This is a genomic window from Micromonospora sp. AMSO1212t (assembly GCF_008868145.1).
Lineage (GTDB): Bacteria > Actinomycetota > Actinomycetes > Mycobacteriales > Micromonosporaceae > Micromonospora > Micromonospora tulbaghiae.
Window position 1 is genome coordinate 16,280 of record NZ_WBKS01000075.1, and the last position, 11,919, is coordinate 28,198.

Here is an 11,919-nt window from a genome sequence, read left to right on the forward strand (position 1 = left end):
CCAGGCAGAGCCTCTATCCTCGCCAGGTGGTTTCCTCCGGTTGGTGCTTCCTGGCGGCGATGATCATCGCGTACGGCTTCGCCAACCTCCTCCAGTCGGTCGCGGCCGCGCGGACCACTGTGCACCACACGTTCGATCCCGGGCTGCTGCTGCGCCTCGCCGGGCACCGGACGTACCTGATCGGCCTGGCCTGCCAGGTCGTCGGCTTCGTGCTGGCGTTCCTGGCCCGCCGCGACCTGCCGCTGTTCCTGGTGCAGGCGAGCGTGGCGGCCGGGCTCGGGGTGACCGCCGTGCTCGGCGTGCTGGTGCTCAAGTGGCGGCTGCCGGCCGCCGAGGTGGTGCTGCTGGTGCTGCTGTTCGCCGGCATCACCGCGCTCGTGCTCTCCGCCCAGCCCGCGCCGTCGCGGCAGCTCGGCACCGCCGGGCTGGTCGGCCTGGCGGTGGCGGTGGTCGCGATCGCCGCTTCCGGCTTCTTCGCCGCCCGGCTGCACGGCGCGCTCGGGTCGGTGGTGCTCGGCTCACTGGCCGGGATGGCGTTCTCCGCCGCGGCGGTGGCGGCCCGGCCGCTCGCCTCGGCCGGGTCGGTGGAGGCGTTCGTCCGCGACCCGCTGCTCTACCTGCTGATCGTCCACTCGGTGATCGGTCAGCTGCTGCTCGGGCTGGCCATGCAGCGCGGGTCGACCACGGCGGCGGTGGCAGCGATGGACGCCGCCGGCGCGGTACCCGCGGCGATCGTCGGCCTGCTGCTGCTCAACGACAAGATCTGGCCCGGCCGGGAGTGGCTGGCCGGGCTCGGCTTCCTGGTGACGCTGGCCGCGGTGGTGGGCCTGACCCGATACGCCGAACCGCAGCACCACCACGCCGGCGCCCGCCAGAAGGCGATCGTGGGCGCCGGGATGGTGCCGGTTCAGGCCGCCTCGACCGGTCCCCGTTCCGAGACGACCACCTCGACCGGCGGCGTCACCTCGACCGGCGTCGGCTCGATCGGCGTGGCCGGACGGCGCCGCCCGATCACCCGCTCGTAGAGGCGCTCCAGCGCGGCGGCGGTACGTTCCCAGGTGTAGCTGCACCGGACCCGGTCCACCGCGGCGTGGCCGTACGCGAACCGTCCGGCGTTGTCCGACAGCAGCCGGCGCAGCGTGACCCCGAGCGTGCGCACGTCGCCCGGCGGCACCAGCTTGCCGGTCACCTCGTCCACCACCGCGTCCGCGATGCCGCCCATGGCGTAGCCGACCACCGGAACGCCGCAGGCCATCGCCTCCAGCGACACCCGCCCGGCTGACGCGTAGTGCGGCGTGCAGGCCACCACGTCGGCGGAGCGGTACCAGGTGGCCATCTGGTCGTGCGGCACCGCGCCGACCAGCTTCACCTGCTCCGCCACGCCCGCGCGTTCGGCCAGCTCGCGCAGCCGGCGCGCCTCGGCGTGCCCGTCCAGTCGCTCGGCCGGCGGGCCGCCGGCGATCACCAGCTCCGCGTCGCCGACCAGCCGCATCGCCCGGATCAGGTCGTCCTGGCCGTGCCCGGGCGCGAGCCCGGCGACGGAGAGGATCCGGGGCCGCTGGTCCCGCGGCGCCGCCTCGCCGTCCGGGTGGAACTGGCCGGTGTCCACCCCGGTCGGCACCATCGCCACCGATGTGCGTTGCAGACCCATCCGGGTCAGCTCGTCGACCTCGTCGTTGGACTGGGCCACCGCGACGTCCACGGCCCGGGTCAGTGCCCGCTCCAGCGGGATGCGCTCGCCCGGCCCGCCGTATTCACGGCCGAGGTGACGCAACTGCTCCACGCCGAGCGAGTGGAACGTCTGCACCACCGGGATGTCGGTGGCGCGTACCGCGTGGGCGGCGGCCAGGCCGCCGACCCAGTAGTGCCCGTGCACCACGTCGGGGGTCCAGTCCCCGGCCCACTGCCCGGCCAGCCAGCGACCGTACTCGGCGACGAACGGCACCAGCTCGGCGGTGGAGAGCATGTCGGGCGGGCCGACCGGGACACGTTCCACCCGGTAGCCGTCGAGTTCGGTCAGGGCGGGCTGGGCGGACGCGGCACGGCGCTCGTAGACGCGGACGTCATGGCCCCGGGCGGCGAGTTCCGCCGCCACGCGCGCAATGTGCTCCTGGGTCCCGACGGTGGGACCGTCGGTGGACGAGCCGGCGTGCGCGCATACAAGGCCGACGCGCATGGTGCACCTCCATGCGTTCTCGCGAGCGGGGTCTCCGGTCAGAGCGTCCCATTAACCCAGGCCCGGTGCGCCCAAACCTGACAGATCGGGGTCACCCGGCCAGGACGTCCCGCGGACGGGACAGCCGACCGGACCCGATCACCGTCGAAAACGGTCGGCATGACGGCCCGGACCGGGGGTACCGACGGGGAATGCCGCTGACCCGCAGCCTCTCCGACGCCACCGTCGTCATCACCGGTGCCTCCAGCGGGATCGGCGCGGCCACCGCGTACGCGCTGGCCCGCCGGGGTGCCGACGTGGTGCTGGCCGCCCGTACCGAGTCCGCGCTGCGCCGCGTCGCGGCGTTCTGCCGGGAGCTGGGCGGGCGGGCCCTGGTGGTACCCACCGACGTGACCGACCCGGAGGCGGTGGAGCGGCTGGCCGGACGGGCGGTGGCCGAGTTCGGCCGGATCGACGCCTGGATCAACAACGCGGCAGTGGGCACCGTGGGGCTGTTCGACGAGATCCCGGTGTCCGAGTTCCGCCGGGTGGTGGACGTGAACCTGCTCGGCGCCGTGTACGGCACGCGCGCCGCGCTGCCCTGGCTGGGCGCGGCCGGCGGCGGGGTGCTGGTCAACAACGCCTCGGTGCTGGCCGAGGTGGCGATGCCGTACCAGTCGGCGTACAACGCGACCAAGCACGCGATCCGCGGGCTGGCCGACACGGTGCGGCAGGAGCTGCGGGTGACCGGCCGGGGCAACATCTCCATCTGTACGGTGCTGCCCGCCACCATCGACACGCCGTTCTTCCGGCACGCGGCCAACCACTCCGGCCGGGAACTGACCCCGCCGCCGCCGGTGTACCCGCCGGAGATGGTCGCCGAGACGATCGTCAAGCTGCTGCGCCGGCCCCGGCGGGAGGCGTACGCGGGCGGCGCGGCCCGGCTGATCGGGCTCCAGTGGCGGCTCGCCCCGGCGCTGGCCGAGCGCGTGCTGGGCTGGTACACCGCGCGCACCCAGTTCGGCCCCGGCGTACGCGCCGACTCCACCGGAGCCGTCTTCACGCCGGACTCGGCGGCGGAGCGGACCGACGGGTGGTCCGGCCGGCGCGGCCAGGTGCTGCGGCTGACGGCGGCGGTCGGGCTGGCCGCCGGCACCGCTGTCGGCACGGTGGCGGCGATCAGCCGCCGGTCCCGAGGTGGCCGGCCGTGAGTCCCGTCGACCGGACCGGTGCGCGGGCGCGGACCGACGTGCACAATGGGGCGATCATGCCGACGGATGCGCGTTGCCTGGTGGAGGCCGACGACTCCTCCCCGACGGTCCGGCTGACCGGGATCCTCGACCGCTCCGAGGTGCAGGCCGTACGGGACGCCCTGCTCGCCCGGTTGTGGCAGCGCCCTGGGGTGCTGCTGGTGGACCTGTCCGGGGTGCGGATCCCCGACCCGCTGGCACGCGACGCGCTGGACGAGGTCTGCCGGGCGGTCGCCGACTGGCCCGCCGCCGAGCTGGTGCTCGACCCGGACGGGCCACCACCGGACGCGCCGCCCGAGCCGCTCGACGTCGAGCTGTCCCCGGTGGTCGAGGCGGCCCGCGAGGCACGGATGCTGGTGACGGGCGGGTGCGCCAGGTGGGGGTTGCCGGAGCTGACCGAGCCGGCCTGCATCGCGGTCACCGAGATGGTCAACAACGTGGTCGCGCACGCCGTCACGCCGATGACGCTCCGGCTGGCCCCGCGCGGCGGCGCGCTGCACGTGGCCGTGCGGGACCACGCGTCCGGGCGGCCCGCGTACGGCGGTCCGGCGCCGGTGGACTCGGTGGGTGGGCGAGGGCTGCTGCTCATCGACACGGTGGCCCGGCGCTGGGGCAGCACGGCGCTGCCCGACGGCAAGGTGGTGTGGTGCGTGCTGTACGCCGAGGACGAGGCGGCGTTCCGCAACTGAGGTACCCTTTCGCCCCGTTACTCCCGATCCACCCGGCCGGTTGCGGTTAGGGCGGGGAGCGCAGTGGGTAGTTCCCGAGCATGCGCGACGACGAGTACCCCACCCCCGTGTCCGATCCCGAGGCGGAGGGTCTGCCCGACACCGCCGACGACGACTCCACCGCCAACGACGACGTGCTGACCGGGCGCGAGGCGGACGGCCCGGCGCCGGCCCAGCTCCCCGGTGACCGCACGCCGGTCGCCGTGGACCAGTTCGGCACCACAGCGGAGGAGCAACTCGACGGCGAGTCGCTGGACTACAAGCTCCATCGCGAGCAGTACGAGCGCCCCGCCGACGATCCGCTCGCCGGCCCGGTCGACCCGGACATCGCCGCCGAGGCGGACAGCGAGGAGGCCGCCGCGCAGGCCCAGCTCGACGCCGACGTGATCGACCCGGGCCCGGTCTCGGACCCGGACTCCCCGGTGTCCGTGTACGACCACGGCCAGCTCGGCACCGTCGCCGACCACCAGGTGGGCCGGCTGGTCGAGCCGGACGAGGGCGCGCACACCGACCAGGAGACCGACAACGTCGCCTACGACGCCGGCGCGGCCGGCGGCGGGGCCAGCGCGGAGGAGCTGGCGGTGCACGAGACCCGGCCGCCGGACGCGCGCTGACCGCTCAGTCGTCCAGACCCCGCTCGATCGCGTACCGGGTCAGCTCGACCCGGTTGTGCAACTGGAGCTTGCCCAGGGTGTTCTGCACGTGGTTCTGCACGGTCCGGTGGGACAGGCCCAGCCGGTCGGCGATCTGCTTGTAGGACAGCCCCTTGGCGACCAGACGCAGCACCTCGGTCTCCCGCTCGGTGAGCCGGGGTGCTTCGTCGTGCGGGGCGGGCGGCGCGGCGGCCAGCCGCCGGTACTCCCCCAGCACCAGCCCGGCCAGGCCGGGCGTGAACACCGGCTCACCGGCCGCCGTGCGGCGCACCGCGTCCAGGAACTCCGCCGGTGCGGCCGACTTGGTCAGGTAGCCGGTGGCGCCGGCCTTGACCGCGTCGAGCACCCCCTGCGGCTCGCCGCTGGCCGAGAGCATGAGCACCCGCACCTCGGGCAGCGCGGCGCGCAGACCCCGGATCACCTCGACGCCGGAGATGTCCGGCAGCTGGAGGTCGAGCACGACCAGGTCGGGGCGGGCCGCCGCGGCCACCCGCACCGCCTGCCGGCCCTCCCCGCTGGTCGCCACCACCTGGTGACCGGCCTCGGTGAGGTCGCGGGCCACGCCCTCGCGCCACATCGGGTGGTCGTCGACCACCATCACCCGGAGGCTCACCCACGCCTCCTCGGCACGACCAGCTCGATCTCGGTGCCGGCACCGGGCGTGGAGACGATCCGCACCTCGCCGCCCAGGTCCGCCACCCGGCCCCGGATGGACTGCGCCACCCCGAGCCGCCCCTGCGCGGCGGCCTCCGCCAGCCGTCCCTGCGGGATGCCCGGCCCCTCGTCGCGTACCGAGACGGTCACCTTCTCCTCCTCGTCCTCGATCAGCACCCAGGCCCGCCCGCCGGCGTGCCGGGCCACGTTGTCGAGCGCCGCGCCGACCGCGGCGCCCACCTCACCGGCGGCCCGCGCCGGCAGCGGCACCGGTGTGGCGGGCGCGGACACCACGACCGTGGCCGAGGCGTACCTGTCGATCAGGTCGCGCAGGTCCTGCTCGTCACCGCCCGGGTCCGGCGGCGCGCCCGCCCGGCCGATCAGCGCCCGCAACGCCGCCTCCTGTTCGCCGGCCAGCCGGGCCAGCTCGGCCGCCTCGCCGTCCAGGTCCGCGCCGCGTCGCCGGACCAGCGCGAGCACCTGGAGCACCGAGTCGTGGATGTCGCGGGCCAGCCGCTCCCGCTCCCGGGTGGCCGCCTCCAACTCCACCGCCCGCTGCAACCGCTGCTCCGCCTCCACCGCCAGCCGCGCCACGTGCCCGACCACCACACCGGCGAGCAGCATCAGGATCGCCCCGGTCAGCGCGGACGGGCTGATCCGGTCCCGGGTGGCGAGGTCGGCCCCGCCGAGCACGAGCGCGGCCACCGCGCCGCGCCGCCGGCCACCGGAGACCGCCCAGGCCAGCACCGGCCCGGCCAGCCAGGCGGCGGTCAGCATCGGCACACCGGCGGCGAGCGCCGCGCGGCCCACCACCCAGGGCGTGACCAGGATGATCGCCAGCACCACGCCGAGGTCGGCCAGGAGCAGCGGCCAGCGCCGCCCGGCCGGACGGCCGTACCCGGCCGCCGTCACGCCGCTCCACGCCAGCATCGCCAGCAGGACACCGCCCGCGGCGACCGGGTGCGCGTAGCGGTCCGCGTCGCGCAGCACGACCAGTCCGACGTACGCGAGCGCGGCGAAGCGGAACACCGCGATCGATCGCCAGAAGGGGCCCTCGAGGCCGGAGGACGACGGCATGTGCGTCACCCTGTCACAGCCGGTCCAGGGCACCCCGGGCGGTGCGGCTTGAGAAACCCTGACGTACGGTGGAAATGCCGCGAAAGTCGTCGAGAGCCATCGTCGGGACGGGGTCATGACAGACGCAGAACTCCCCGCACCGCGTACGGTTGTGCCCATCGAACCTTCCCTGCTTCTCGCCACGGCCTTCGACCAGGCGCAGGTGACCGGGCTGCGGCACTCGGTCACCTCCTGCGCGCACGGGTCGGGCCTGTCCGGCCAACGGCTGGACGACTTCGTGCTGGCGGTCAACGAGCTGATCACCAACGCGGTCCGGCACGGCGGCGGGCAGGGCTGGCTACGGCTCTGGGAGCGGGACGGCGAACTGGTCTGCGAGGTCGCCGACCACGGGCCCGGGATCAGCGAACGGCGGCTGCGCGACCGCGACCGGCCCGCGCCGGACACCGCCGGCGGCTGGGGCCTCTGGCTGGCCCGGGAGCTGAGCGACGCGATGGAGGTGGAGAGCGGCGACGCCGGCACCGTCGTCCGGATCACCGCCGCGCTCGCCACCCGCCAGCCCGCCACCGGCCCGATGGACGGCTGACCCGCCCGTCAGGCGAACAGGGCGCTCACCGACTCCCCGTTGTGGATCCGCCGCATCGCCTCGGCCAGCGCCGGCGCCACCGACAGCACCTCCAGCTTCGGCACCCGCTTGTCCGCCGGGATCGGCACCGTGTTGGTGCAGACGATCTCCAGGACGCCCTCCTGTGCGCTCAGCCGCTCCAGCGCCCCGCTGGAGAACAGGCCGTGCGTACAGGCCAGCCGGATCGAGCGGACCTGCCGCTCGCGCAGGTGCGAGATCAGCTCGATCACCGTGCTGCCCTTGGCGATCTCGTCGTCCAGCACGATCACGTCCCGGTCCGTCACGTCGCCGATGATCGTGCTGATCTGCACCCGGTCGTCGCTGTATCGCTGCTTCGCGCCCGCCGCCACCGGCGTACCCAGCATCCGGGCGAACGCGGCGGCCTCCTTGGCGTTGCCCAGGTCCGGCGAGACCACCACCGCGTTGCTCAGGTCGTACCCCTTGAAGTGGGCGGCCAGCTCGCGCAGCGCGTGCAGGTGGTCCACCGGGACGCTGAAGAAGCCGTGCACCTGCGGCGAGTGCAGCGTCATGGCCAGCACCCGGTGCGCGCCGGCGGAGGTGAGCAGGTCGGCGACGAGCCGGCCGCCGATGGAGATGCGCGGCGCGTCCTTCTTGTCCGACCGCGCGTACGCGTAGTGCGGCAGCACCACAGTGATCCGCGCGGCCGACGCTCCCCGGGCCGCGTCGATCATGAGCAGCAGCTCGACCAGGTGCTCCTGCACCGGCGGCACCAGCGGCTGGATGAGGAAGACGTCGCGCTCCCGGCAGTTCGCCTGCAACTGCACCTCCAGGCAGTCGTTGGCGAACCGGGACACCCGCACCGGGTGCAGCGGGACGTGGAGGTGGGCGCAGATCTCGGCGGCGAGGTCGGGATGGGCCGACCCGCTGAACACGGCAATGTCACGCACGTCTGATGATCGTACGGGCCGCAGGAGGGAGACGGTGGGCGCTCACGGCGGGTACGGTGCTGCCGTGACCGCAGAGTTCGTCGCCGCGATCGACCAGGGCACCACGTCCTCGCGCTGCATCGTCTTCGACCGGGCCGGTGAGATCGTCGCCGTGGCCCAGCGCGAGCACCGGCAGGTCTTCCCCCGCCCCGGCTGGGTCGAGCACGACGCCGAGGAGATCTGGACGAACGTCGAGCACGTGGTGCGCGAGGCGCTGGCCGGCGCGGACATCGGCACCGAGATGCTCGCCGCGGTGGGCATCACCAACCAGCGCGAGACCACTGTGGTGTGGGACCGGGAGACCGGCCGCCCGGTGGCGAACGCGATCGTCTGGCAGGACACGCGCACCGGCCCGCTGCTGCGCGAGCTGACCGGGACGTACGACGAGGAGCGGCTCCGGACCCGCACCGGCCTGACCCCGGCCACCTACTTCGCCGGCCCGAAGCTGCGCTGGCTGCTGGACCACGTCGACGGGCTGCGCGAGCGGGCCGAGCGCGGCGAGGTGCTGTTCGGCACCATGGACAGCTGGCTGATCTGGAAGCTGACCGGCCGGCACGTCACCGACGTGACGAACGCCAGCCGCACCATGCTGATGGACCTGGAGACGCTCGACTGGGCCCCGGAGCTGCTCGACGCGCTGCGGGTCCCGGCCGCCGTGCTACCCGAGATCCGCAGCTCGGCCGAGGTGTACGGCACCGCCCAGGGGGTGCTGGCCGGAGTGCCGGTGGCGAGCGCGCTCGGCGACCAGCAGGCGGCGTTGTTCGGGCAGACCTGCTTCCAGCCCGGCGAGGCCAAGTGCACCTACGGCACCGGCAGCTTCCTGCTGCTCAACACCGGCGCCAGCCCGGTGCCGTCGCGGCACGGCCTGCTCACCACGGTGGCGTACCGGATCGAGGGCCAGCCCGCCGTGTACGCGCTGGAGGGCGCCATCGCGGTCACCGGCTCGCTGGTGCAGTGGCTGCGCGACAACCTCGGCCTGATCTCCACGGCCCCGCAGGTCGAGGAGCTGGCCCGCACCGTCGACGACAACGGCGGCTGCTACGTGGTGCCGGCCTTCTCCGGCCTGTTCGCCCCGCACTGGCGCAGCGACGCGCGGGGCGTGATCGCCGGGCTGACCGGCTACATCACCAGGGGCCACCTGGCCCGCGCGGTGCTGGAGGCGTCCGCCTTCCAGACCCGGGAGGTGGTGGACGCGATGAACGCCGACTCCGACGTGGCGCTGCGCCGGCTGCGGGTCGACGGCGGGATGACCGGCAACGAGCTGCTCATGCAGTTCCTCGCCGACGTGCTGGACGTGCCGGTCGTGCGGTCCCGGATCACCGAGACGACGTGCCTCGGCGCCGCGTACGCCGCCGGCCTGGCCGTCGGGTTCTGGCCCGACCTGGCCACGCTGCGCGAGAAGTGGCGCTCGGACGCGCAGTGGGAGTCGACCATGGACCCGGCGCACCGGGAGCGCGAGCTGCGCCAGTGGCACAAGGCCGTCCGGCGCACGCTCGACTGGGTCGACTGAGCGTCAGTCCCAGCGGTTGCCGGTGAGCTTCTCGTACACCTCGACGTAGCGCGCCCGGGTCGCCTCGATCACCTCGGCCGGCACCTCCGGCGCGGGCGGCTGCTTGTCCCAGCCACTCGACGTGGCCCAGTCCCGCACGTACTGCTTGTCGTAGGAGAACTGGGCGCGGCCCGGCTGGTACGACTCGGCCGGCCAGAACCGGGACGAGTCGGAGGTGAGCACCTCGTCGCCGAGGACCAGCGTGCCGTCCGCCGCCCAGCCCAGCTCCAGCTTCGTGTCGGCGATCAGGATGCCCCGTTCGGCGGCGATCTCCGCGCCGCGCCGGTAGACGTCGACGGTGATCTGCCGCAACCGCTCGGCGACCTCCGGCCCGACCTTGTCCACCACCTGCTCGTACGTGATCGGCTCGTCGTGCTCGCCCTTCGGCGCCTTGGTCGACGGCGTGAAGATCGGCTCGGGCAGGATCGACGCCTCCACCAGGCCGCGGGGCAGCGGCACTCCGGAGACCGAGCCGGTGCGCTGGTATTCCGTGAAGCCGCCGCCGGTCAGGTAGCCCCGGGCCACGCACTCGACCGGCACCATCTCGAGCCGCCGGCAGCGGATGGCCCGGCCGGCGAACTCCGCCGGTACGTCCGTCGCGGAGATCACGTGGTTCGGCACCAGGTCGGACAGCTGCTCGAACCACCACAGGGACAGCGCGGTGAGCAGACGGCCCTTGTCCGGGATCGGGGTCGGCAGCACCACGTCGTAGATGGAGACGCGGTCCGTGGCGACCAGGATCAGGTCCTCGCCGTCGGCGTAGACGTCCCGGACCTTGCCCGAGTGCAGAAGTTCCACGGCGCTAGTACACCATGACCGGCACGGGTCGCCGGGCGCGCCCACCAGCCGCCCCGCCCGGCGTTGACACCCGGCCGGGGGCCGGTGAAATGATCCGTCCACCCCACCTTCGGAGAGATTCGTGCGCGCTCCGCAGTCCGTACCCCGTCCCGGGCTCGACCGGCGACGGTTCCTCGGCGCGCTCACCGGGCTGCCGCTCGCCGCCGGCGCACTGCCGCTGCTCACCGGGTGCAGCCCGGAGGAGGTGGCCGCCGACGAGAGCCCGATCGAGCTGTCCGTGTTCTGGTGGGGCGGCGCCCGCCGGGCCGCGGCCACCGAACAGGCGCTGCGGTTGTACTCGCAGCAGAACCCCCGCGTCAGCTTCCGGGTCACCTGGCAGGGGCTGGGCGGCTACTACGACCGGATCGCCACCCAGGCCACCGGCGGGAACGCGCCGGACCTGTTCCAGATCGACGACACCCTGCTCGCCGAGTACGCCGGCCGGGACATCCTGCTCGACCTCACCCGGTACGTCGCCGACGAGCGGCTCGACCTGCGCGAGGTACCGGAGCAGCTGGCCCGCTACGGCCGGGTGGACGAACGCACGGTGGGCGTGCCGGCCGCGCAGACGAGCGCCGCGCTGGTGTTCAACCGCAGGCTGCTGCGCCGGCTGGGCCAGCCCGAGCCGCGTACCGGGATGTCCTGGAGGGAGTACGTGACCTGGGCCGCCCGCGTCACGCGCGCCTCCGGCAACCGGGTGGCGGGCACCATGGACGCCTCCGGCGACTACCGGGCGTTCTGGCTCTGGCTGCGCGGCCAGGGCAGCGAGCTGTACCAGGGGCGGCAGCTCGGCTTCAGCTCCGCCGAACTGCTCGCCTGGTTCGAGTTCTGGGAGGTGGCGCGCTTCGACCGGGCCACACCGAGCGCCGCCCTGGTCGAGCAGGCCGACAGCGGCGAGCTGGCCCGCCAGCTCGTGGTCACCGGGCACACCGCGGCCTCCTTCGCCTGGTCGCACCAGTTGCCCGAGCTGCAGGGCCTGACCGACGACGAGCTGGGCGCGGTCGCCTTCCCGGGCACGCCCGCCGCGCAGTGGCCGCGCGCGTCGATGTACTGGGCCGGTTTCCGGGGCACCCGCCACCCGGAGACGGTGGTGGACGTGCTCGACTTCCTGACCACGAACGTGGCCGCCGGCCGGCTCCTCGGCGTCGAGCGCGGCCTGAACGCCAGCAAGCAGGTGCGCTCGTTCGTGACCGCGGAGGTGACCGGCCGGGCCGAGAAGCGCATGGCGGCGCTCGGCGCCGAGCTGGACGACCTGGCCGGCCCGTCACCCGCGCCGCCGCCCAAGGGGCACGCCGCGGTGCGCACGCTGCTGATCGAGGCGGCCGAGAGCATCCGCGGCAAGCGCGCCGGCGCCCGCACCGCGACCTCCCGCTTCATGGCCCAGGCGAACGCCGCCCTGGCCGGCTGACCCACCCCACCCGCTCGCCCTCTCGGCGTGGGCGGGGTG

Annotated in this window: 12 protein-coding genes; 7 read left to right on the forward strand and 5 right to left on the reverse strand. The window is 74.2% G+C overall.

All coding sequences use genetic code 11. The features are described 5' to 3' along the window. Positions 1-59 precede the first annotated feature (59 nt). Complete coding sequence (locus F8279_RS18945) at positions 60-1,025, forward strand: hypothetical protein (protein WP_175438785.1); 966 nt, start codon at positions 60-62, stop codon at positions 1,023-1,025. Here the strand turns inward: F8279_RS18945 and F8279_RS18950 are convergent. Beyond that, positions 908-2,176, reverse strand: a complete 1,269-nt coding sequence (locus tag F8279_RS18950; protein WP_091422285.1) for a glycosyltransferase — start codon at positions 2,174-2,176, stop codon at positions 908-910. The two genes, F8279_RS18945 and F8279_RS18950, sit on opposite strands and share 118 nt — an antisense overlap. A gap of 191 nt (positions 2,177-2,367) precedes the next feature. Here F8279_RS18950 and F8279_RS18955 point away from each other — a divergent pair, with 191 nt between their 5' ends. The 3 genes from F8279_RS18955 to F8279_RS18965 all read left to right on the forward strand — a co-directional run bounded on the left by F8279_RS18955 (position 2,368) and on the right by F8279_RS18965 (position 4,747). After that, on the forward strand, positions 2,368-3,366 hold the full coding sequence (locus F8279_RS18955; RefSeq protein WP_091422283.1) for an SDR family oxidoreductase: 999 nt from the start codon (positions 2,368-2,370) through the stop codon (positions 3,364-3,366). Further along, positions 3,363-4,094 (forward strand): ATP-binding protein, encoded by a 732-nt coding sequence (locus tag F8279_RS18960; protein ID WP_225853326.1) that lies wholly within the window; start codon positions 3,363-3,365, stop codon positions 4,092-4,094. The genes F8279_RS18955 and F8279_RS18960 overlap by 4 nt, the downstream gene beginning before the upstream one ends. Positions 4,095-4,174: 80 nt before the next feature. Further along, positions 4,175-4,747, forward strand: coding sequence for a DUF5709 domain-containing protein (locus tag F8279_RS18965; protein ID WP_151500628.1), 573 nt, complete (start codon positions 4,175-4,177; stop codon positions 4,745-4,747). Positions 4,748-4,751: 4 nt separating this feature from the next. On the opposite strand, the gene F8279_RS18970 is transcribed toward F8279_RS18965, so the two are convergent. Together F8279_RS18970 and macS are read right to left on the reverse strand one after the other, a co-directional pair. Further along, a complete protein-coding gene (locus tag F8279_RS18970) occupies positions 4,752-5,384 on the reverse strand; it encodes a response regulator transcription factor (protein ID WP_175438784.1) in 633 nt (210 codons plus the stop codon). An 11-nt stretch (positions 5,385-5,395) separates the two neighbouring features. Then, positions 5,396-6,517, reverse strand: coding sequence for a MacS family sensor histidine kinase (gene macS, locus F8279_RS18975; RefSeq protein ID WP_151500629.1), 1,122 nt, complete (start codon positions 6,515-6,517; stop codon positions 5,396-5,398). Between the two features lie 115 nt (positions 6,518-6,632). On the opposite strand from macS, the gene F8279_RS18980 reads away from it, so the two are divergent. After that, positions 6,633-7,100: an ATP-binding protein gene (locus F8279_RS18980; protein WP_091422268.1), complete on the forward strand. Its 468-nt coding sequence runs from the start codon at positions 6,633-6,635 to the stop codon at positions 7,098-7,100. A gap of 8 nt (positions 7,101-7,108) precedes the next feature. On the opposite strand, the gene F8279_RS18985 is transcribed toward F8279_RS18980, so the two are convergent. After that, positions 7,109-8,047: a ribose-phosphate pyrophosphokinase gene (locus F8279_RS18985; RefSeq protein ID WP_091422264.1), complete on the reverse strand. Its 939-nt coding sequence runs from the start codon at positions 8,045-8,047 to the stop codon at positions 7,109-7,111. 64 nt (positions 8,048-8,111) lie between these two features. Between F8279_RS18985 and glpK the strand changes: the two genes are divergently transcribed. Next, complete coding sequence (gene glpK, locus F8279_RS18990) at positions 8,112-9,596, forward strand: glycerol kinase GlpK (protein WP_225853327.1); 1,485 nt, start codon at positions 8,112-8,114, stop codon at positions 9,594-9,596. Between the two features lie 3 nt (positions 9,597-9,599). Here glpK and F8279_RS18995 read toward each other — a convergent pair whose 3' ends face one another. Then, positions 9,600-10,433 carry a phosphoribosylaminoimidazolesuccinocarboxamide synthase gene (locus F8279_RS18995; protein ID WP_151500631.1) on the reverse strand — a complete coding sequence of 278 codons (834 nt, stop codon included), beginning with the start codon at positions 10,431-10,433 and terminating at the stop codon, positions 9,600-9,602. Positions 10,434-10,554: 121 nt separating this feature from the next. On the opposite strand from F8279_RS18995, the gene F8279_RS19000 reads away from it, so the two are divergent. Continuing rightward, entirely contained in the window at positions 10,555-11,880 is a 1,326-nt protein-coding gene (locus F8279_RS19000) for an ABC transporter substrate-binding protein (RefSeq protein ID WP_151500632.1), read from the forward strand. Positions 11,881-11,919: the final 39 nt, after the last annotated feature.

Coding starts and splice junctions, on each gene's coding strand:
- F8279_RS18945 (WP_175438785.1), top strand. CDS start 60: ATGATCATCGCGTACGGCTTCGCCAACCTCCTCCAGTCGGTCGCGGCC.
- F8279_RS18950 (WP_091422285.1), bottom strand. CDS start 2,176: ATGCGCGTCGGCCTTGTATGCGCGCACGCCGGCTCGTCCACCGACGGT.
- F8279_RS18965 (WP_151500628.1), top strand. CDS start 4,175: ATGCGCGACGACGAGTACCCCACCCCCGTGTCCGATCCCGAGGCGGAG.
- F8279_RS18980 (WP_091422268.1), top strand. CDS start 6,633: ATGACAGACGCAGAACTCCCCGCACCGCGTACGGTTGTGCCCATCGAA.
- macS (WP_151500629.1), bottom strand. CDS start 6,517: ATGCCGTCGTCCTCCGGCCTCGAGGGCCCCTTCTGGCGATCGATCGCG.
- F8279_RS18955 (WP_091422283.1), top strand. CDS start 2,368: ATGCCGCTGACCCGCAGCCTCTCCGACGCCACCGTCGTCATCACCGGT.
- F8279_RS18970 (WP_175438784.1), bottom strand. CDS start 5,384: ATGGTGGTCGACGACCACCCGATGTGGCGCGAGGGCGTGGCCCGCGAC.